At 59.9% G+C, this 19,619-nt stretch carries 19 protein-coding genes; 11 read left to right on the top strand and 8 right to left on the bottom strand.

All coding sequences use genetic code 11. From position 1 onward, the window contains the following. Positions 1-25: 25 nt before the first annotated feature. The 4 genes from BUE92_RS21055 to BUE92_RS21040 form a co-directional block, all read right to left on the bottom strand. Positions 26-472, bottom strand: coding sequence for an NfeD family protein (locus tag BUE92_RS21055; RefSeq protein WP_073526058.1), 447 nt, complete (start codon positions 470-472; stop codon positions 26-28). Positions 473-482: 10 nt separating this feature from the next. Next, positions 483-1,403, bottom strand: coding sequence for an SPFH domain-containing protein (locus tag BUE92_RS21050; RefSeq protein WP_003176797.1), 921 nt, complete (start codon positions 1,401-1,403; stop codon positions 483-485). 76 nt (positions 1,404-1,479) lie between these two features. Next, positions 1,480-3,174, bottom strand: a complete 1,695-nt coding sequence (locus tag BUE92_RS21045; protein WP_073526057.1) for a GspE/PulE family protein — start codon at positions 3,172-3,174, stop codon at positions 1,480-1,482. Between the two features lie 81 nt (positions 3,175-3,255). After that, entirely contained in the window at positions 3,256-3,594 is a 339-nt protein-coding gene (locus BUE92_RS21040) for a hypothetical protein (protein WP_073526056.1), read from the bottom strand. A gap of 127 nt (positions 3,595-3,721) precedes the next feature. Here BUE92_RS21040 and BUE92_RS21035 point away from each other — a divergent pair, with 127 nt between their 5' ends. After that, the gene (locus BUE92_RS21035; protein ID WP_010167872.1) at positions 3,722-4,192 is read left to right on the top strand and encodes an Lrp/AsnC family transcriptional regulator; all 471 of its coding nucleotides are present in this window, start codon (positions 3,722-3,724) and stop codon (positions 4,190-4,192) included. Positions 4,193-4,320: 128 nt separating this feature from the next. On the opposite strand, the gene BUE92_RS21030 is transcribed toward BUE92_RS21035, so the two are convergent. Continuing rightward, on the bottom strand, positions 4,321-5,688 hold the full coding sequence (locus BUE92_RS21030; protein ID WP_073526055.1) for a CYTH domain-containing protein: 1,368 nt from the start codon (positions 5,686-5,688) through the stop codon (positions 4,321-4,323). A 158-nt stretch (positions 5,689-5,846) separates the two neighbouring features. Between BUE92_RS21030 and argE the strand changes: the two genes are divergently transcribed. Further along, positions 5,847-6,995: an acetylornithine deacetylase gene (argE, locus tag BUE92_RS21025; protein WP_073526054.1), complete on the top strand. Its 1,149-nt coding sequence runs from the start codon at positions 5,847-5,849 to the stop codon at positions 6,993-6,995. Positions 6,996-7,128: 133 nt separating this feature from the next. Then, the gene (gene argA / locus BUE92_RS21020; RefSeq protein ID WP_003195273.1) at positions 7,129-8,427 is read left to right on the top strand and encodes an amino-acid N-acetyltransferase; all 1,299 of its coding nucleotides are present in this window, start codon (positions 7,129-7,131) and stop codon (positions 8,425-8,427) included. A gap of 133 nt (positions 8,428-8,560) precedes the next feature. On the opposite strand, the gene tauA is transcribed toward argA, so the two are convergent. Then, positions 8,561-9,547 (bottom strand): taurine ABC transporter substrate-binding protein, encoded by a 987-nt coding sequence (tauA, locus tag BUE92_RS21015; protein ID WP_073526053.1) that lies wholly within the window; start codon positions 9,545-9,547, stop codon positions 8,561-8,563. Positions 9,548-9,917: 370 nt separating this feature from the next. Between tauA and BUE92_RS21010 the strand changes: the two genes are divergently transcribed. The 8 genes from BUE92_RS21010 to BUE92_RS20975 all read left to right on the top strand — a co-directional run bounded on the left by BUE92_RS21010 (position 9,918) and on the right by BUE92_RS20975 (position 17,168). Then, complete coding sequence (locus BUE92_RS21010; protein ID WP_073526052.1) at positions 9,918-11,258, top strand: OprD family porin; 1,341 nt, start codon at positions 9,918-9,920, stop codon at positions 11,256-11,258. Between the two features lie 275 nt (positions 11,259-11,533). Then, the gene (locus tag BUE92_RS21005) at positions 11,534-12,172 is read left to right on the top strand and encodes a peroxiredoxin (RefSeq protein WP_073526051.1); all 639 of its coding nucleotides are present in this window, start codon (positions 11,534-11,536) and stop codon (positions 12,170-12,172) included. Positions 12,173-12,500: 328 nt separating this feature from the next. Beyond that, positions 12,501-13,094 carry an NADPH-dependent FMN reductase gene (ssuE, locus tag BUE92_RS21000; protein WP_014720392.1) on the top strand — a complete coding sequence of 198 codons (594 nt, stop codon included), beginning with the start codon at positions 12,501-12,503 and terminating at the stop codon, positions 13,092-13,094. Positions 13,095-13,191: 97 nt separating this feature from the next. Next, positions 13,192-14,160 carry a sulfonate ABC transporter substrate-binding protein gene (locus BUE92_RS20995; protein WP_073526050.1) on the top strand — a complete coding sequence of 323 codons (969 nt, stop codon included), beginning with the start codon at positions 13,192-13,194 and terminating at the stop codon, positions 14,158-14,160. A 26-nt stretch (positions 14,161-14,186) separates the two neighbouring features. Continuing rightward, positions 14,187-15,335, top strand: a complete 1,149-nt coding sequence (ssuD, locus tag BUE92_RS20990; RefSeq protein ID WP_073526049.1) for an FMNH2-dependent alkanesulfonate monooxygenase — start codon at positions 14,187-14,189, stop codon at positions 15,333-15,335. 9 nt (positions 15,336-15,344) lie between these two features. Then, positions 15,345-16,130 carry an aliphatic sulfonate ABC transporter permease SsuC gene (gene ssuC, locus BUE92_RS20985; protein ID WP_003195258.1) on the top strand — a complete coding sequence of 262 codons (786 nt, stop codon included), beginning with the start codon at positions 15,345-15,347 and terminating at the stop codon, positions 16,128-16,130. After that, on the top strand, positions 16,127-16,933 hold the full coding sequence (gene ssuB / locus BUE92_RS20980; protein WP_073526048.1) for an aliphatic sulfonates ABC transporter ATP-binding protein: 807 nt from the start codon (positions 16,127-16,129) through the stop codon (positions 16,931-16,933). Before ssuC ends, ssuB begins: the two co-directional genes overlap by 4 nt. Before the next feature lie 19 nt (positions 16,934-16,952). Next, entirely contained in the window at positions 16,953-17,168 is a 216-nt protein-coding gene (locus tag BUE92_RS20975) for a TOBE domain-containing protein (RefSeq protein WP_003176783.1), read from the top strand. Positions 17,169-17,288: 120 nt separating this feature from the next. Here BUE92_RS20975 and BUE92_RS20970 read toward each other — a convergent pair whose 3' ends face one another. Together BUE92_RS20970 and BUE92_RS20965 are read right to left on the bottom strand one after the other, a co-directional pair. Further along, positions 17,289-17,918, bottom strand: coding sequence for a TetR/AcrR family transcriptional regulator (locus BUE92_RS20970; RefSeq protein WP_073526047.1), 630 nt, complete (start codon positions 17,916-17,918; stop codon positions 17,289-17,291). Positions 17,919-18,148: 230 nt separating this feature from the next. After that, on the bottom strand, positions 18,149-19,525 hold the full coding sequence (locus BUE92_RS20965) for a glutamine synthetase family protein (protein ID WP_003195252.1): 1,377 nt from the start codon (positions 19,523-19,525) through the stop codon (positions 18,149-18,151). Between the last annotated feature and the right edge of the window lie 94 nt (positions 19,526-19,619).

The raw sequence follows: 19,619 nt of genomic DNA, 5'->3' as shown, positions 1-19,619 counted from the left end.
TAACCCGATCCAGTTCCATCACTGACTAAACAGTTTCAACCTTTAGAATCACCCCATCCTGGCCAACCACGCGGACTTGAGCGCCCACCGGGGCGTCTGCACCGGTGACCATCCACACGCCATCGCCGACTTTGACCTTGCCGCGACCGTCCACAATGGCTTGATGCACCATGAAAGTGCGCCCCACCAACTCTGAACCGCGCTCGTTCAACCCCGGTTGGTCGCTGGCCTTGGCACTGCTGCGTTGGCGTTTCCACCAGTACACGGCGGTCAGTATCGACAACACCGCAAACAGCAGAAGTTGCCATTCCAGCCCCAGCGGTGGGAACAGGAACTTGATCACGCCCACGGCTGCGGCGGCGATGCCCATCCAGAGCAGGTAGCCTCCGGCACCGAACACCTCGAGAATCAACAGCACGGTGCCCAGCGCCAACCAGTCCCAGAACGACAAATGCAGCAGGAAGTCCCACATGGTGATGGCCTCAGCCTTTCTTGTTGTCGAAAGTGGCTTTGACGATCTCGCCGATACCACCCACGGCGCCAATCACCTGGCTGGCTTCCAGCGGCATCAATATGACCTTGCTGTTGTTGGCCGAGGCGAGTTTGCCCAGGGCGTCGATGTATTTTTGCGCGACGAAGTAGTTCACCGCTTGCACGTTGCCCGACGCAATGGCTTCGGACACCACTTGTGTCGCCCGCGCTTCGGCTTCGGCCTGGCGCTCGCGTGCCTCGGATTCCAGGAACGCTGCCTGGCGGCTGCCTTCGGCTTCAAGGATTTGCGCCTGCTTTTTGCCTTCTGCTGTCAGGATCGCCGAAGCACGCAGGCCCTCTGCTTCGAGGATCTGTGCACGCTTGATCCGCTCGGCTTTCATTTGGCCGGACATGGCGGCCATCAGGTCGGCGGGAGGGCTGATGTCCTTGATTTCGATGCGGGTGATCTTGATGCCCCATGGCGCAGTGGCTTCATCCACGGTGCGCAGGAGTTTTTCGTTGATGCCGTCACGCTGGCTCAGCATGGCGTCCAGTTCCATGGAGCCGAGTACGGTACGGATATTGGTCTGCAGCAGGTTGCGGATAGCATGTTCGAGGTTGTTGACCTCATAGGCGGCCTGGGCGGTGTTGACCACTTGGAAGAAGCACACGGCATCGATCTGCACGGTGGCATTGTCGGCGGTGATGACTTCTTGAGGCGGGATATCCAGCACGCTTTCCATCACGTTGATCTTGCGACCGATGCGGTCCATGACCGGGATGATGATATTCAGGCCGGGTTTTAAAGTGTTGGTGTAGCGGCCGAAACGTTCGACGGTCCATTGGTAGCCCTGGGGCACCACTTTGAATCCCATGAAGAGGATGGCGATGGCCAAGCCTACGAAAAGAAGCAGTACGGTTCCGATCTGCATAGCGATTCCCTATCTGAAGGTGTCAGTGAACGACATTAGGCCGATTGTAACGGTCTGGTCACGGATAAGGACGGTTTCATGGCCTAACAAACAAAGGATTTGTTTCTGAATCCCCTGGTGTGACCCGCAATACCTCCGTCATCGTGGTCAGGCCGGCCTTCACTTTCTCGATGCCGGCCATGCGCAGGCTGCTCATGCCTTGTGCCAGTGCCTCACGGCGCAGGGCTTGCACGTCCGCACCCGGGGTGACCAGCGCCTGGAGTGTCGGGTCCATGAGCATGATTTCATACAGCCCGGCCCGGCCTCGATAACCGCTGTCACGGCATTGCGCACAGCCGACGGCTTCGCAGCCTCCAGCGTCCTCCTGGCCCAGCGGGCGCATGCAGTGGCTGCACAGAAGCCGCACCAGGCGCTGCGCCATCACGCCTATGAGCGTGGCTTTGATCAAATAGTGAGCAATGCCCAGCTCCTGCAAGCGGCTGATAGCACTGGGTGCATCGTTGGTGTGCAGGGTCGAGAGCACCAGGTGCCCGGTCAGCGCGGCCTGGATAGCCATCTCTGCGGTCTCCTGGTCGCGGATTTCGCCGATCATGATGATGTCCGGGTCCTGGCGCAGCAGGGCGCGGATGCCGCTGGCGAACGTGAGGTCGATGTTGTGCTGGACCTGCATCTGGTTGAAGGCCGGCTCGACCATTTCAATCGGGTCTTCCACCGTGCACAGGTTGACCTCGCGGGTCGCCAGTTGCCTGAGGGTGGCGTAGAGGGTGCTGGTCTTGCCTGAGCCGGTGGGGCCGGTGACTAGGATGATGCCGTGGCTGCGTCGCGTCATGGCGTGCCAGCGCTGCTGGTCGGCGTTGGACAAACCCAACTGATCAAAATCCTTGAGCAGCACCTGTGGGTCGAAAATTCGCATCACCAGCTTTTCGCCGAATGCCGTGGGCAGGGTCGAAAGCCGCAATTCCACTTCGACACCCGCAGGGTTCCTGGTCTTGACGCGGCCATCCTGGGGTTTGCGTTTTTCGGCCACGTTCATTCGCCCCAGGCTTTTCAGGCGGCTGACTACGGCCATGGTGACCTGCGGGGGAAATTGATAGACGTCATGCAGCAGCCCATCAATGCGAAAGCGCACCCGACCCTGGTCGCGGCAGGGCTCGATATGGATATCGCTGGCTCGTTGGCCAAAGGCGTATTGCAGCAGCCAGTCGACGATGTTGACGATATGCGCGTCGTTGGCATCCGGCTCCTTGTCGCTGGCGCCGAGGCTGAGCAAGTCGACATTGCCAGGCGTCGTCATCTTTTGATCCGCACCGCTGACGGACTTGGCTAAACGGTAAAACTCGTTGATAGAGCGCTGGATATCGCTGGGGTTGGCAACCACGCGCTTGATCGTGCGTCTGAGCACCTGGGACAGCCCGGCTTCCCAGGTGGTGACATGGGGTTGGGCACTGGCGATCGTCACGCTGCAGGCATCGACGGCGACTGCAAGAATGCCGTGGCGCTGGGCAAAGGCATGGGACATCAAGGGCACCACGGCTGCCACATCAATCTTCAATGGGTCGATGCGCAGGTAAGGCTGGCCTACCTGCCGGGCCAGCCATTGTGTCAAGGTCTCAAGGCAAAGGCCCTGGGCTGCGATGCATTCCAAGGGATGCTGGCTGCCGGACGCTGGTGATACCTTTTGCGCCGCCTGCGCCGTGATCAGCCCTTGCTCGACCAGCGCCGGCAACAATTGCTGCAGTTCCAAGGGGTGATCGTGAGCGGCGGCGTGCATGCAGGCTTTCCTGGGGGCTTGGGGGGTAATCCCAGGCTAGCCAGCCGCTGAAGATCCTGCTGGCGCGTGTATTGCCGGTTTTTACTGCGCCATCGCTGCCAACGCTTGAGGCCGCTCGGAATCAGCTGACCACAGCTCCAGGGTGCAGACGCTGATCAGGTTTCGAATCTTTTCACCGATCACCTGGGCGCGGTGCCAGCTCAGGCCGGTCATCACGATATCGATGCTCAGCAGGTCGGCTTCCCGGTTCATGCTGACCTGGGTGGGCGTGAGCAATTGCAGCGCGAAGTAGTTCAGCACCCGGCACAGCACGTCCGGTTCAGCCTCGGCGACGATGCGATAGTGCGCCTGGCAGTGGCTGCTATTGGCGGCCCACGCATCGGCGCGGGTGGCGGGGTAGGCGGTTTCGACGGCATGCATGCTGAATCTCCAGTTTCGACTGGAGAAATTTTTACATTCGCCTCGGGAGATTTCTTATCTAAAATGAGCCTGTTTGGCGATAAATCGACTTAAGCAATTCAATATCAGCCTATACATGGGTACGTTTATGCACAGTGAGTTGGACGTCTACGACCGCCGCATCCTGGCCTTGCTGCAAGAGGATGCCTCGCTCTCCAGTGCACAGATTGCCGAACAGGTCGGCCTGTCGCAGTCGCCGTGTTGGCGGCGCATTCAGCGGCTCAAGGAGGAGGGTGTGATCCGCGGCCAGGTCACGCTGCTGGACCGCAAGAAAATCGGGCTCAACACGCAGATTTTCGCCGAGGTCAAACTCAACGCTCACGGTCGCTCCAATTTCACTGAGTTCACCGAGGCGATTCGCGGGTTTCCGGAAGTGTTGGAGTGCTATGTGCTGATGGGAGCGGTGGATTTTCTGCTGCGTATCGTCACCTCGGATATCGAGGCGTACGAGCGGTTTTTCTTCGAGAAGTTGTCGATGGTGCCGGGGATTCAGGAGGTAAACTCGATTGTGGCGCTGTCGGAGATCAAGTCCACCACCAGCCTGCCAGTATTGCGCTGACAGGCATGCCATTGACTGTAGGAGCGAGCTTGCTCGCGAAGATCGTTAACGATGACGCGGGAAGCCTGGCTCCCCACATCGCTCTCGGGTTTTTCGCGAGCAAGCTCGCTCCTACGGGGTAACTGGACCTACAGGCGCAGAAGAGTCTTCCAGGCACGATTCTGATAAACCGCAATCGCCTGGTGCATACGCGCATCCAGCGATTCATCGGTAATCGGCTGGTTGGCCAGGTGCGCCAGCTTGTTCAGCTCGCCATACAAACGGTCCAGTTCAGGAATGTCCACCACATGGCGCGCATGGTGCAGCCAGGCCTGGATGCGTTCGATGCGCGGCAGTTGCTCGGCCAGATCTTCCGGCTGTTGCTGGTAGCGCTGCAGTTGCAGGGCGACGGCGTCATCGGCCAACAGGCGTGGCAGCCAGTTGGTAATTTGTGCAGCGCCCTGACGGTTGCCACGCACGTTACGTTCGGCCGTCCAGGTGCGAGCCAGCAACCAGCGCGAGAGGTTGAGTGAGAACAGACCCCAGCGCACGTCTTGCAGCTCTTCGATGAACTGTTCCGGCGCGGCTTTGCGAATGTCTTCATCGTCGTCACCGGCCTGGACCAGCGGGCGCCAGTCTTCCAGCAGTGCATCCAGGGCGCTGCGCAGTTCGCTGGTGGATTGGCGCGGCGCGGCCTGGCCGAGGCTGCCGATCAGGGCGCGCAATTCACCGAGGTTCTCGACCCAGTCCTGCAGCAGGCGCCAGTGGCCATTGAAGCGGTATTGCTCGGCCAGGCGCTGGCTGCTGCCCAGCAGGTGCCACAGGATCGCGGCGAAGGTGTCGTCCAATGGCATTTCGGCGTGGATCTGTGGCGCCGGCAGGCTCAGCGAGTAGCTGCTGGCGTCATACAGGCGATAGCCGCGTTCGGCCTTGCTAATGTCGCACGGCATCAGGGCCAGGGTTGCGGCCAGCTCGGCGGCCAGCTCCAGCAGGGCTGCCGGTTCACCTTCGCGCAGTTCCAGTTCCAGCTCGCAGATTTCTTCTTTCTGCTTGCCGACCACCACGTGGCCCAGGTCCAGGGCGGCTTCGATCACCACCTTGGCCTTGCCACGGCCCCAAGCGATCTCGGCGCGTTCACGCACGAAGTCGGTGGTGAAGATCGGCTTGAGGGTCTTTTTGTCCAACTCGGCCAGTTGCTCGGGCCAGCACTCGCCGTCGAGTTTCTTCACATCGAGCTTGGCTTTGGGCAGGTCCCAGTTGTATTCGTTGCGTTCCGACAAGCCGGCGACGCTTTGGCCACGGGTCTTGAGGGTCTGGATGATGTCGTCACCGTCCTTGCGCAGGCGCAGGGCAACCTTGGCCTGGGCCAGGTCACGCTCGGGGGTGTCGAAGTACTGGTTCATCAACTCACGGCGTTCCCAGCCACTTTTGTTGCGTTTTTTCAGTAACGGGTGCTCACGCAGCGCGGCGAGTGTTTCGCGGCTGACGCGTAGCTTGATTTCGGTTTCTTTCTGCATGGCCGGAAAATCCAGGATCGGGAGCGCAGCCGGGGAAAAGTGTGGCTGCCAAGGTCGTGCAGTGTACAGGACTGAGCCCGGCAACGTGCCGCAACGGTTTATTGTGTTGCGCAGATGCCTCTATAGTGAGGTTCATCCGGGAAGTTGGGAGACCGCGCATGCCGTTACCGTCCATGAAAGAGCAGTTCGCCGCCTTGATCGCCGCACCGTCGGTGAGCTGCACCCAGGCGTCTCTCGACCAGAGCAACCGCCCGGTGATCGACCTGCTCGCCGCTTGGCTGGGCGACCTGGGCTTTGCCATCGATATCCAACAAGTCAGCCCCGGCAAGTTCAACCTGTTGGCCAGTTTCGGCAGCGGCCCCGGTGGCCTGGTGTTGGCGGGGCATAGCGATACCGTGCCGTATGACGCGGCGCTGTGGAAAACCGACCCGCTCAAGCTGACGGAGGTCGATGGCCGCTGGGTAGGGCTGGGCAGCTGTGACATGAAGGGTTTTTTCGCCCTGGTCATCGAAGCGGTGTTGCCGCTGCTCGACCAGCCCTTCAAGCAACCGCTGTTGATCCTTGCCACCTGTGACGAGGAAAGCTCTATGTCCGGTGCCCGTGCGCTGGCCGAGGCGGGGCGTCCATTAGGTCGTGCAGCTGTGATCGGCGAGCCGACCGGGCTCAAGCCAATCCGTCTGCACAAAGGCGTGATGATGGAGCGCATCGAGATCCTTGGGCGCAGCGGCCACTCGTCGGACCCCAGCCTGGGCCACAGCGCCCTGGAAGCCATGCATGACGCCATCGGCGAACTGCGCGGCCTGCGTCTGGCGTGGCAGCGCGAGTATCGCAATGCGCAATTCAGCGTGCCGCAGCCGACGATGAACTTCGGCTGCATTCACGGCGGCGACAACCCCAACCGCATCTGCGGCCAGTGCTCGTTGGAGTTCGATCTGCGCCCCCTGCCGGGCATGGATCCCGAAGTGCTGCGCGCCGCGATCCGCCAGAAGCTCGAACCTCTGGCCGAGCGGCATAAGGTCAAGATCGACTACGCGCCGTTGTTCCCCGAAGTGCCACCCTTCGAGCAGCCCGAAGACGCCGAGTTGGTGCGGGTGGCGGAACGTTTGACCGGTCATCGTGCCGAAGCAGTAGCGTTCGGCACCGAAGCGCCTTATCTTCAGCGCCTTGGGTGTGAAACCCTGGTGCTTGGCCCTGGCGATATTGCCTGCGCCCACCAGCCTGGCGAATACCTTGAAATGTCACGCTTGACGCCTACAGTGCGTCTATTGCGGGAACTGATCGAACACTACTGCCTGAAACCTGCATAAATTTGCCCCTGCCCATTCGTACATAAGGAGAGTGAGCGTGTCGCCAAGCCTGTTCCGACGATAACCATCAGCCGCTGTGCGCTTTCACGATTGATCCTTTATTTGGCTGCTTTTTATTACAGGCCCAGGTGTTATGCCCGAATACGTCAATTGGCTTCGTCACGCTTCGCCCTACATCAACGCCCACCGCGACTGCACCTTTGTGGTCATGCTGCCCGGCGATGGTGTGGACCACCCTAATTTCGGCAATATCGTCCACGACCTGGTGCTGCTCCACAGCCTGGGTGTGCGCCTGGTGCTGGTGCACGGCTCGCGCCCGCAAATCGAAACCCGCCTTGAAGCACGCGGCCTTACCCCGGCTTACCACGAAGGCTTGCGCATCACCGATGCCGCGACGCTGGAGTGTGTGATCGACGCGGTGGGTCATCTGCGTATTGCCATCGAGGCGCGCTTGTCCATGGACATGGCGTCCTCGCCGATGCAGGGCTCGCGTCTGCGCGTGGCCAGCGGCAACCTGGTCACCGCACGGCCAATCGGCGTGCTTGAAGGCGTGGACTACCACCACACTGGCGAAGTGCGTCGGGTCGACCGCAAGGGTATCAACCGCCTGCTGGACGAGCGCTCTATCGTGCTGCTCTCGCCCCTGGGGTATTCGCCCACCGGCGAGATCTTCAACCTGGCCTGCGAAGACGTCGCCACCCGCGCCGCCATCGACCTGGGCGCCGACAAGTTGCTGCTGTTCGGTGCCGATCCCGGTCTGATCGATGAGAACGGCCGCCTAGTGCGTGAATTGCGCCCACAACAAGTACCCGCGCACCTGCAACGCCTGGGCAGCAACTATCAAGCCGAACTGCTCGATGCCGCTGCCGAAGCCTGTCGGGGTGGCGTAGGGCGCAGCCATATCGTCAGCTACGCCGAAGATGGCGCCTTGCTTACCGAACTGTTCACCCGCGATGGTGGCGGTACGCTGGTGGCCCAGGAACAATTCGAACTGGTGCGCGAAGCGGCGATTGAAGACGTCGGCGGCTTGCTGGACCTGATCAGCCCGCTGGAAGAGCAGGGCATTCTGGTACGCCGTTCGCGGGAAGTGCTGGAGCGTGAGATCGAACAGTTCAGCGTGGTCGAGCGCGAAGGCATGATCATCGCCTGCGCGGCGCTGTATCAGATCGCGGATTCGGATGCGGGGGAGTTGGCGTGCCTGGCAGTGAACCCGGAGTACCGCCACGGCGCGCGAGGCGATGTGTTGCTCGAACGCATCCAGACCCGGGCACGAGCGCAGGGCTTGAAAACCCTCTTTGTACTCACCACCCGCACGGCCCACTGGTTCCGCGAACGCGGCTTTGTACCCAGTAGCGTGGATCGCCTGCCGTCGGCGCGGGCGTCGCTGTACAACTATCAGCGCAACTCCAAGATCTTTGAAAAGGCGCTGTAAACCCGGCCCTTAAGAACGTTGCAGATCAAAATGTGGGAGCGGGCTTGCTCGCGAAAGCGCAGTGTCAGTCAATACATCAATGACTGGACCACCGCATTCGCGAGCAAGCCCGCTCCCACACTGGACCGCGTTTTTATTCTGTGATGAATTTGTCAGTCACATAGGCCGAATAATCCGGCAGCACCGTCTCCACTTTCCCCTGTTCCTTCAAGAACTTCGCCGTCTCCCCAATCGCCTTCGCCGTGCCGCCCTTGAGCAACGCAGCGGTTTGCTGTGCCTGTGCATCCGGAAACGTCGTGCCCGCCAACAGTTCCGGAATGTCGTCGGCATTTGAACCTGTCAATTTGGCGATTTTCTGTACCGGCTCCGAATCCACCGTCCAACTGTCCTTATGGGCGGCATAGTCGGCAAAGGCATCCAGGGTGACCTTGGCGAACTTGGCCACGATGTCAGGATGTTTTTCTGCAAAATCCTTGCGCGCCACCCACACCTCAAACGTCGGCGCGCCCCATTGGCCCACCTGCGCCGCGTCTGTCAGGGTCTTGCCGGTCTTGCGGATTTCGCCCAGGGCCGGGGACCACACGAAAGCCCCATCAATATCGCCACGCTTCCAGGCGGCGGCGATTTCGGCCGGTTGCAGGTTCACCACTTTGACTTGTTTGGTGTCCAGTCCCCAATGTTTGAGCGCGCCGAGCAGGCTGTAATGGGAGGTCGAGACAAACGGAGTGGCGATGGTTTTGCCGATCAGGTCCTGGGGTTTGTCGATGCCACTGCCGTTGCGCACCACCAGGGCTTCAGAAGCGTTGATCTGTGCCGATACGATAAACGCCACAATCGGCAGGTTGCGCGACGCCGCCGCCGCGAGTGGGCTGGAGCCGAGGTTGCCGATTTGTACATCACCCGAAGCGATGGCCGTGACCACCTCCGGCCCGCTGTTGAAGCGGCGCCAGGCGATTTTTTCGCCGATGGCTTTTTCGTACAGGCCGTCGGCCTGGGGAACCTTGCTGGGATCGATGCCGGTCTGGTAGCCCACCGTCAGGTCGGCGGCGTTGACACCAAAAGAAAGTAATAGCGATACAAAAACTGTAACAAATTGACGGGAGGATGTGCGTTTGGCCATGATGGCGTCGCCTTTTTGATCGTGAGTGACGTATGCAACCGTACGGCCACACTAATCGATCTAAAAAAGCACCAGTAAATACCCTTTAGGAATTAGCTTATGGAGCGGCGCGTCTATCCTGACCGGCCAGCTTCACGGAAGGTCTTATTCCTGGATCGTATGAAAAAGAATGAAATAATTCTTTTTGGGTGTATGAAAAACTCATTACCCTGCAGGGACCAAATCAACTGCGATTAGACGAAGGTAGTAGACACACAAGGTTACGATTGACTTGGTGGTCACTATCTGGCGCTAATCGCGCATCTGTGGATCGAGGGCGTCAGACCCGAGACCAAAGAAATACAAAAATTAGAAATGAGAGGAGCGGTACATGAAGAAGTCCACCTTGGCTGTGGCTGTAGCTTTGGGCGCAATCGCCCAGCAAGCAGGCGCTGCCGGTTTTATCGAAGACAGCAAGGCCACACTGGGCCTGCGTAACTTCTACATCAACACCGATAACCGCGAAGGCGCTGGTGCGAACAAGAACGAAGAGTGGGGCCAAGGCTTCGATCTGCGTTTCATCTCCGGTTACACCCAAGGCACCGTTGGCTTCGGTCTTGACGCAATCGGCCTGTTGGGTGTTCGCCTAGATTCGGGCGGTGGTACCAACGGCGCGACTGCCAGCTCCTACGGCGGCACCATCTTCCCGAGCAAGTCCAATGGCGAAGCCGTTGATAACTACTCGAGCCTGGGCCTGACGGCCAAGGCCAAGATCTCCCAGACCGAACTGAAGCTGGGTACCTTGCAGCCCAAGCTGCCGGTCATCGTCACCAACGACGGTCGTATGCTGCCGCAGACCTTCCAGGGTGGCCAGATCACCTCCAGCGACATCAAGGACCTGACCCTGGTTGCCGGCCAGATCGAAAAGGCCAAGGGCCGTAACTCCAGCAACAACGAAAGCCTGTCCATCTCCGGCGCCAACAGCCGTGGCGTGAACTGGCGCTCGAGCAACAAGTTCTACTACGCCGGTGGCGACTACAAGATCACCAAGGATCTGACCGCCCAGTACTACTACGGCAACCTGGAAGATTTCTACAAGCAACACTTCCTTGGCCTGACCCACAACTGGGCTATCGGCCCTGGTGTGTTGAAGTCTGACCTGCGTTACTTCAACAGCTCCGACGATGGCAACAACGGTAACCAGTCCGCTTACTTCTCGACGGGCAACTATGGCGGCGTGAACTCTGGCCGTGGCAAAGTCGACAACAACCTGTACAGCGGCCTGTTCCTGTACTCGGTGGCCGGTCACACCTTTGGTGGCGGTTATCAGGTCAGCAACGGCAGCAGCGACTTCCCTTGGCTGAACCAGGGTGACGGGTCGTCGGCTTACATCACCACCGACATGCAAATCCAGAAGTTCGCCCGTGCCGGCGAGCGTACCTGGCAAGCTCGCTACTCCTACGACTTCGCCAAAGTCGGCGTACCTGGCCTGACGGCGGGTGTGGTTTACCTCAAGGGTGATCATATCGACACCGTCGCCAGCAACCGTACCGAATTCACCGGCCAGTCCGAGTGGGAACGTGACATCACTGTTGCCTACGTTGTACCGGAAGGTCCGCTGAAGAACGTCGGCGTGGCGTGGAAAAACGCTATGTGGCGCAGCGACATCGCCAACGCGCGTAACCAGGACGAAAACCGCTTGATCGTCAGCTACTCGATCCCGCTGTTGTAAGACTGTAAAACCTTGCCCGGCGCAATGCCGGGCAAGGTGTCTTGCTGTTCAAGTCGGGCTCAACCCCCGCAAGCCCTTCCTGAATCCCTCTTTTTTGCAGCGTCTCAAGGCCTTCTCGAACCTTGAAAGCGATGTTGGCCTCAGGCCGTTCCCAAGTCCAATGAACTGATTTTTAATATTCTTTTATCGTCTAAATAAATCGATATTTATTCTTTTTAAGTCAACAAAAATCCATGCACAGTGGGCTCCATAAGCACTCACCAGGAGCCACACCCATGAGCCTAAGACTGGGCGACATCGCCCCCGACTTCGAACAGGATTCCAGCGCCGGCAAGATTCGTTTCCATGAATGGCTGGGCGACAGCTGGGGTGTGTTGTTTTCCCACCCTGCGGACTTCACGCCGGTGTGCACCACCGAGCTGGGTTTCACCGCCAAGCTCAAGGATGAATTCGCCAAGCGTAGCGTCAAGGCCATCGCCCTGTCGGTAGATCCGGTGGACTCGCATCACAAGTGGATCGACGACATCAACGAGACGCAGAACACCGTGGTCAACTTCCCGATCCTGGCCGATGCAGACCGCAAGGTCTCGGACCTCTACGACCTGATCCACCCGAATGCCAGCGATACCCTCACCGTGCGCTCCTTGTTCGTGATCGACCCGAACAAGAAGATTCGCCTGACCATCACCTACCCGGCCAGCACCGGGCGTAACTTCCATGAAATCCTGCGGGTGATCGACTCGCTGCAACTGACCGACAACCACAAGGTGGCGACGCCGGCCAACTGGCAGGATGGGGATGAGGTGGTGATCGTGCCGTCGCTCAAAGACGAGGAAGAGATCAAGAAACGCTTTCCCAAGGGCTACCGCGCGGTGAAGCCGTACCTGCGTCTTACCCCACAACCCAATCGTTAAGGCGTCACGGATCATCCCTCTGTAGGAGCGAGCTTGCTCGCGAAAAACGTCAACGATAACGCGTGCTTCCTGAATGAACGCGGCGCCTGTGAGTTTTTCGCGAGCAAGCTCGCTCCTACCAAAAAGCACTGACTCACAGCAGGGGTTTTCAGGCCGTTTCCACGGCCTTTTTTTTCGCCTGGGGATTGATAATTCGCTTATGTGTTTATGGAATAAACAAATGAATAAATAAGATTTATAGATATATAAATCTGCTGATAAGGTCTATCCCATCTTGGCGCCATCGCCGCACAGCGAACCGCCGACACTTGCCCAAGGAATCTCCTGCATGCTGGTCGTAACACTTGGAGGCAGTCCCAGCCAGCGTTCCCGCTCTGGGGTCTTGCTGGATAAAACCCGTCAGTGGCTGCAACAGCAGGGCGTGGAAGTGGTGAGTTACCAGGTACGGGACTTCCCGGCTGAAGATTTGCTGCATGCGCGCTTCGACAGCCCCAAGGTCATCGACCTGCTGCAACAAGTCGCCAATGCCGACGGCCTGGTGATCGCCACGCCGGTGTACAAGGCGTCGTTTTCCGGGGCGTTGAAGACCGTACTGGACCTGCTGCCAGAACGCGCCCTGGCCCATAAGGTGGTGCTGCCGATGGCGACCGGCGGCAGCATCGCCCACATGCTGGCGGTGGACTACGCCCTGAAGCCGGTGCTGTCGGCCCTCAAGGCCCAGGAATTGCTCCACGGTATTTTTGCCGAAGACAGCCAGATCGCCTATGGCGAAGGCAGCGTGCAGGCGCAGTTGGTGCCGGTACTCGAACAGCGTCTGCACGAAGCCCTGGAGCAGCTCTACAGCGCCATGGCGCGCCGGCCAAAACCGCTGGACCCTGACGTATTGAATGAACGTTTGTTGAGTGCTCGCTGGAGCATTTGAGCCTCACCCCAGAAACCTGGAAACACTCACCTTACTCAGCCGACAACGGCCAAGCAGGTGCAGCCAAAACCCTAATCGCACAGTTGGAGAGAGCGCCATGCGCACTGTCATCTTGCGTCGTGGTCTGGTCGCACTCTTTGCTGCGGCTGTGTCCTTCGGCGCCATCGTTCAAGCCCAAGCCGCCGAGACCTTGCGGATCGGTTATCAGAAGTACGGCACCCTGGTGCTGCTCAAGGCCAAGGGCACCCTGGAAAAACGCCTGGCCGACCAAGGCGTGCAGGTGCAGTGGACCGAGTTCCCCGGTGGCCCGCAATTGCTCGAGGGCCTGAACGTCGGCTCCATCGACTTCGGCGTTACCGGCGAAACCCCACCGGTGTTTGCCCAGGCGGCTGGCGCCGATCTGCTCTACGTCGCCTACGAACCACCCGCGCCTACCAGCGAAGCGATCCTGGTGCCCAAGGACTCGCCGATCAAATCGGTGGCCGAACTCAAGGGTAAAAAGGTCGTGCTCAACAAAGGCTCCAACGTGCACTACCTGCTAGTGCGTGCCCTGGAAGATGCCGGCCTCAACTACACCGACGTGAAGACCGTGTTCCTGCCCCCCGCCGATGCCCGTGCTGCGTTCGAGCGTGGCAGCGTGGACGCCTGGGTGATCTGGGACCCGTACCAGGCCGCCGCCGAGAAGCAACTGCAAGCGCGCACCCTGCGAGACGGCACCGGGATTGCCGACAACCATCAGTTTTACCTGGCCACCAAACCCTACGCCGAACAACACCCGCAAGTGATCAAGGCGTTGGTGGAAGAGGTGCGCGCGGTAGGCGAATGGTCCAAGGCCAACCCGCAGGAAGTGACTGAGCAGGTCGCCCCACTGCTCGGCCTGCCAGCAGATATCACCCTCACATCGGTGAAACGCCAGGGCTACGGCGCGCTGTTCCTGACCCCGGAAGTGGTCGCCGCCCAGCAGAAAATCGCCGACAGCTTCTACCAACTCAAATTGATCCCCAAGCCCTTGAGCATCAAGGACGTGATCTGGACGCCACCCGCTGCGGTTGCCAAAGCGCCGTAATTCGACTTCATTCAGGAGACAACTCCATGAGCCTCAATATTTTCTGGTTCCTGCCCACCCACGGCGACGGTCATTACCTTGGCACCGCCGAAGGCGCCCGCGCTGTCGACCACGGTTACCTGCAACAGGTGGCCCAGGCCGCCGACCGCCTGGGTTTCGGTGGGGTGCTGATCCCTACGGGTCGCTCTTGCGAAGACTCGTGGTTGGTGGCCGCCTCGCTGATTCCCGTGACCCAGCGCTTGAAATTCCTGGTTGCCCTGCGCCCTGGGATCATCTCCCCGACCGTGGCCGCGCGTCAGGCCGCGACCCTGGACCGGCTGTCTGGTGGCCGTGCGCTGTTCAACCTGGTCACCGGTGGCGATCCGGAAGAACTGGCTGGCGACGGTTTGTTCTTGAGCCATGAAGAACGCTACCAGGCGTCGGTGGAATTCACCCGCATCTGGCGCCGTGTACTGGAAGGCGAGACCGTGGACTACGACGGCGAGCACATCAGCGTCAAAGGCGCCAAATTGCTCTACCCGCCCGTCCAGCAGCCGCGCCCGCCGCTGTATTTCGGTGGCTCCTCCGAAGCCGCCCAGGACCTGGCGGCCGAACAGGTCGAGATGGTGCTGACCTGGGGCGAGCCGCCGGCAGCCGTTGCGGAAAAGATCGCGCAGGTACGCGCCAAGGCCGCAAAACTGGGTCGCACGGTGCGCTTCGGTATTCGCTTGCATGTGATCGTGCGCGAAACCAACGACGAAGCCTGGAAAGCCGCCGACAAACTGATCTCCCACCTGGACGACGAGACCATCGCCCGCGCCCAGGCGTCCCTGGCGCGCTTCGATTCGGTGGGCCAGCAACGCATGGCAGCCTTGCACGGCGGTAGCCGTGACAACCTGGAAGTCAGCCCCAACCTGTGGGCCGGCGTCGGCCTGGTACGTGGCGGCGCAGGGACGGCGCTGGTGGGTGATGGCCCAACGGTTGCGGCGCGGGTCAAGGAGTACGCGGACCTGGGTATCGATACCTTTATCTTCTCCGGTTATCCACACCTGGAAGAGTCGTATCGGGTCGCCGAGCTGTTGTTCCCGCACCTGGATATCGAACGTCCCGAGCTGCCCAAAAGTGCCGGCTACGTCAGCCCGTTTGGCGAGATGGTTGCCAACGACATCCTTCCCAAAGCTGCGTCACAGAGCTGAGGTGCCGTTATGGACTTAGAAAAAATCAGCCATCGCGTGGCGCCCTGGGTGCTGCCGATCTTATTGCTGGCGGTGTGGCAGTTGTCGGTGTCGGCGGGTTGGTTGTCGACGCGCATTCTGCCAGCGCCGAGTGCGGTGATCGAAGCCGGGGTGAACCTGGTGGTCAGCGGCGAAATCTGGACGCACCTAGCCATCAGCGGCTGGCGCGCCGGCCTGGGCTTTGTGATCGGCGGCAGCATCGGTCTGGCCCTGGGCTTTATCACCGGCTTGTCGAAGTGGGGCGAACGCTTGCTCGACAGCTCCGTGCAGATGATCCGCAACGTGCCGCACCTGGCGCTGATTCCGCTGGTGATCCTGTGGTTCGGCATTGATGAGACCGCGAAGATTTTCCTGGTGGCCCTGGGGACGTTGTTCCCGATCTACCTGAACACTTACCACGGCATCCGCAATGTCGACCCGGCGCTGGTGGAAATGTCGCGCAGCTATGGCTTGTCCGGTTTCAGCCTGTTCTGGCAAGTGATCCTGCCGGGCGCGCTGCCGTCGATCCTGGTGGGGGTGCGCTTTGCCCTGGGCTTCATGTGGCTGACGCTGATCGTGGCGGAAACCATCTCGGCCAGCTCCGGCATCGGATACCTGGCGATGAATGCCCGTGAATTCCTGCAAACCGACGTGGTGGTGCTGGCCATCGTCATGTACGCCATCCTCGGCAAACTGGCCGACCTGGCCGCCCGTGGGCTGGAACGTGTGTGGCTGCGCTGGCACCCGGCTTATCAAGTGAAAGGAGGTGCGGCATGACGGCTCAACAACCTCCGCGTCTGCTGAAGGGCATCCCGCTGGCGGTGCACAAGTTGCGCAAGGCGTTTGGTACGCGGGAAGTGCTCAAAGAGATTGACCTGCATATTCCCGCGGGGCAGTTCGTGGCTGTGGTCGGCCGTAGTGGTTGCGGCAAAAGTACCTTGCTACGCCTGTTGGCGGGGCTGGACAAAGCCAGTGGCGGCGAGCTGCTGGCCGGCTCCGCGCCACTGCACGAAGCGATTGAAGATACGCGGTTGATGTTCCAGGAAGCGCGCTTGCTGCCCTGGAAAAAGATCATCGATAACGTCGGCCTTGGTCTAAAGGGCGACTGGCGCCCCAAAGCGCTGGATGCGCTGGAAGCGGTTGGCCTGGCCGAGCGCGCCAATGAATGGCCGGCGGCGTTGTCCGGCGGCCAGAAACAGCGCGTGGCGCTCGCCCGGGCGTTGATCCATCAGCCGCGCCTGTTGTTGCTCGATGAGCCGCTTGGCGCACTGGATGCCCTGACCCGTATCGAGATGCAGCAACTGATCGAGAACCTGTGGCGCAAGCACGGTTTCACGGTGTTGCTGGTGACCCACGACGTCAGCGAAGCCGTGGCGATTGCCGACCGCGTGATCCTGATTGAAAACGGCGAAATCGGCCTCGACCTGAACATCGACCTGCCACGCCCACGGGCCCGTGGCTCACACCGCCTGGCCGCGCTGGAAGCCGAAGTGCTCAACCGCGTGCTGGCGCTACCCGGTTCCCCACCGGAACCCGAACCTGTTTCACCGCTGCCGACGCAATTGCGTTGGGCTCAATAACTCACACAGGAAAAACACCATGACTATTAAAGCCATCAACGTGCGTAACCAGTTCAAAGGCACCATCAAGGAAATCGTGGTCGGCGACGTGCTGTCGGAGATTGACGTGCAGACAGCGTCCGGCATTGTCACCTCGGTGATCACTACTCGTTCGGTCAAGGAATTGGAATTGGTGATCGGCAGTGAAGTGATTGCCTTTGTGAAATCCACTGAGGTGTCGATTGCCAAGTTGTGATTGGCGTCGCCCTTGAGACTGCTATCGCAGGCAAGCCAACTCCCACATTTTGATGTGTGAACGCATTCAAATGTGGGAGCTGGCTTGCCTGCGATGAGGCCGGCCCAGACAACACTGCATTCAGCGCTTGGGCAAGTAGGCCGGCAAATATAGCCCCACATACGCATCAAACACCCGCATCCCTTCCTCCGCCATGCGCGGCGTAATCAGCCCATGCTGATGCACCGAGCGCGCGTACACGCGGTCGCTCAACTCCAACGCCAGGGCAAACACATCCACATCGCTCGGTAGCGTTGGCACTTCAAAGTGGCGATTGAACACCGCCAGCATCAAGTCGCCCAATTCCAGATCATGCTGGCGATCGGCCTGGGTCACTTCGGTCAACCCGTGCTGGGCCAGGATCAACTGGCGCGCCGCGGCATCGTTGCTGTAGATGCTGAGCATGCGTTGTTCAACTATGTAGGACAGGTCGCGCCAATGCTTGAGCGATTCATGCTCGATGGGCGCCTGGATGGCAGCGCGAAAGGCTGCGTGAACATCAGCGGTCAACGCCTCCAGCAACGCGGGCACACTGGCGAAAAAGTGGTACACCGATGACGGCGGAATCTGTGCCCGTTCGGCCACGCTGTAGATCGACAAGCTCGCCACGCCTTCGGTGGCCAGCAAGGTGCGGGCGGCGTCGAGGATCGCATCGATCCGGGCCTGGCTGCGGGCGCGGGGTTTGCGAGGGGCGGCGGGGCGGGTGGTCATGGATGTCTCCTACAAGGCAGCGGGCATTGTATGAGCAGGAGTCTGTGTTGTCTGCCAGGCCGCCTTCGCGAGCAAGCCCGCTCCCACATTTAACTGCATTCCAAAGTTGAAACCCGACCCCTGTGGGAGCGGGCTTGCTCGCGAAGAGGCCAACTCGGTCTACCGGTAGAAACCCATAAAAAAACGCCACTGACCAAAGCCAGTGGCGTTCCTTCAACCGCTGCAACCGTTTACACGGTATGCAGGTACCAGTTGTACTCAAGGTCAGAAATGGAGTGTTCAAACTCCTCCAGCTCACTTTCCTTACAGGCGACGAAGATATCGATGTATTTAGGATCGATGTACTTGGCCATCACCTCGCTGTCGTCCAACTCGCGCAGGGCATCGCGCAGGTTGTTCGGCAGGCTTTGCTCGTTCTGCTCGTAGCTGTTGCCTTCGACCGGAGCGTTCGGCTCGATCTTGTTGGTCAGGCCGTGGTGTACGCCCGCCAATACCGAGGCCATCAGCAGGTAAGGGTTGGCATCGGCGCCAGCCACACGGTGTTCGATACGCACGGCATCGGACGAGCCGGTGGGTACGCGAATCGCCACGGTGCGGTTATCCAGGCCCCAGCACGGCGAGTTCGGCACGTAGAACTGTGCGCCGAAACGACGGTAGGAGTTGACGTTGGGGCACAGGAACGCCATTTGGGCGGGTAGGGTCTCCAGCACACCGCCGATCGCGTGACGCAATGCGGCGTTCTGCTCGGGATCCTCGCTGGCAAAGATGTTCTTGCCGTCCTTGTCCAGAATGGAGATGTGTACGTGCAGCCCGTTGCCTGCCTGGCCTGGGTAAGGCTTGGCCATGAAGGTGGTGTCCATCTCATGGTCGTAGGCGATGTTCTTGATCAGGCGCTTGAGCAGTACCGCGTAATCGCAGGCCTTGATCGGGTCGGCGACGTGGTGCAGGTTCACTTCGAACTGCGCCGGGGCACTTTCCTTGACGATGGCATCGGCCGGAATGCCTTGCTCCTTGGCACCTTCCAGAATGTCCTGGAGGCAGTCGACGTATTCGTCGAGGTCGTCGATCAGGTAGACCTGTGTCGAGTGCGGGCGTTTGCCGGAGATCGGCGAGCGGGGCGGTTGTGGCCGGCCGTTCACGTTCTCCTGGTCGATCAGGTAGAACTCAAGCTCGAAGGCGGCGCAGATGGTCAGACCGAGGTCATCAAACTTGGTGACAACTTGGCGGAGCACTTCGCGCGGATCGGCGAAGAAAGGTTCACCTTCAAGTTCGTGCATGGTCATCAGCAGTTGCGCGGTAGGGCGCTTTTGCCAGGGTTCATTGCACAGGGTGTCGGGGATTGGATAACAGATTCGGTCAGCATCACCGATGTCCAGGCCCAGGCCGGTGCTTTCCACCGTAGAGCCGTTGATATCCAGGGCAAATAAAGAGGCAGGCAGGTTAATGCCCTTCTCGTAAACCTTGTGGAGGCTGGTGCGTTCGATGCGCTTACCGCGCACCACACCATTCATATCCGCAATTAGAAGGTCTACGTACAGAACCTCAGGATGATCCTTAAGGAACGCGTTCGCTTCGTTAAGCTGAACGGCACGCGGGGGTACCGACATGATGCAACACCTTTGTTGTTAAAAATATCAATCATTGATCTTTTCTGGTTTCAGTCAACCCGAACGGCTTGCCGAAGTCAAGCGAGGCATTTTT

It is taken from the genome of Pseudomonas fluorescens, from assembly GCF_001902145.1.
Lineage (GTDB): Bacteria > Pseudomonadota > Gammaproteobacteria > Pseudomonadales > Pseudomonadaceae > Aquipseudomonas > Aquipseudomonas fluorescens_BV.
The sequence above is the reverse complement of the archived record's forward strand: the minus strand, read 5'-3'. Positions and strand labels throughout refer to the sequence as shown.

What these genes read in the sequence shown, in the direction of transcription:
- BUE92_RS21055 (WP_073526058.1), bottom strand. Translation starts at nt 472, where the DNA reads ATGTGGGACTTCCTGCTGCATTTGTCGTTCTGGGACTGGTTGGCGCTG.
- BUE92_RS21050 (WP_003176797.1), bottom strand. Translation starts at nt 1,403, where the DNA reads ATGCAGATCGGAACCGTACTGCTTCTTTTCGTAGGCTTGGCCATCGCC.
- BUE92_RS21045 (WP_073526057.1), bottom strand. Translation starts at nt 3,174, where the DNA reads ATGCACGCCGCCGCTCACGATCACCCCTTGGAACTGCAGCAATTGTTG.
- BUE92_RS21040 (WP_073526056.1), bottom strand. Translation starts at nt 3,594, where the DNA reads ATGCATGCCGTCGAAACCGCCTACCCCGCCACCCGCGCCGATGCGTGG.
- BUE92_RS21035 (WP_010167872.1), top strand. Translation starts at nt 3,722, where the DNA reads ATGCACAGTGAGTTGGACGTCTACGACCGCCGCATCCTGGCCTTGCTG.
- BUE92_RS21030 (WP_073526055.1), bottom strand. Translation starts at nt 5,688, where the DNA reads ATGCAGAAAGAAACCGAAATCAAGCTACGCGTCAGCCGCGAAACACTC.
- argE (WP_073526054.1), top strand. Translation starts at nt 5,847, where the DNA reads ATGCCGTTACCGTCCATGAAAGAGCAGTTCGCCGCCTTGATCGCCGCA.
- argA (WP_003195273.1), top strand. Translation starts at nt 7,129, where the DNA reads ATGCCCGAATACGTCAATTGGCTTCGTCACGCTTCGCCCTACATCAAC.
- tauA (WP_073526053.1), bottom strand. Translation starts at nt 9,547, where the DNA reads ATGGCCAAACGCACATCCTCCCGTCAATTTGTTACAGTTTTTGTATCG.
- BUE92_RS21010 (WP_073526052.1), top strand. Translation starts at nt 9,918, where the DNA reads ATGAAGAAGTCCACCTTGGCTGTGGCTGTAGCTTTGGGCGCAATCGCC.
- BUE92_RS21005 (WP_073526051.1), top strand. Translation starts at nt 11,534, where the DNA reads ATGAGCCTAAGACTGGGCGACATCGCCCCCGACTTCGAACAGGATTCC.
- ssuE (WP_014720392.1), top strand. Translation starts at nt 12,501, where the DNA reads ATGCTGGTCGTAACACTTGGAGGCAGTCCCAGCCAGCGTTCCCGCTCT.
- BUE92_RS20995 (WP_073526050.1), top strand. Translation starts at nt 13,192, where the DNA reads ATGCGCACTGTCATCTTGCGTCGTGGTCTGGTCGCACTCTTTGCTGCG.
- ssuD (WP_073526049.1), top strand. Translation starts at nt 14,187, where the DNA reads ATGAGCCTCAATATTTTCTGGTTCCTGCCCACCCACGGCGACGGTCAT.
- ssuC (WP_003195258.1), top strand. Translation starts at nt 15,345, where the DNA reads ATGGACTTAGAAAAAATCAGCCATCGCGTGGCGCCCTGGGTGCTGCCG.
- ssuB (WP_073526048.1), top strand. Translation starts at nt 16,127, where the DNA reads ATGACGGCTCAACAACCTCCGCGTCTGCTGAAGGGCATCCCGCTGGCG.
- BUE92_RS20975 (WP_003176783.1), top strand. Translation starts at nt 16,953, where the DNA reads ATGACTATTAAAGCCATCAACGTGCGTAACCAGTTCAAAGGCACCATC.
- BUE92_RS20970 (WP_073526047.1), bottom strand. Translation starts at nt 17,918, where the DNA reads ATGACCACCCGCCCCGCCGCCCCTCGCAAACCCCGCGCCCGCAGCCAG.
- BUE92_RS20965 (WP_003195252.1), bottom strand. Translation starts at nt 19,525, where the DNA reads ATGTCGGTACCCCCGCGTGCCGTTCAGCTTAACGAAGCGAACGCGTTC.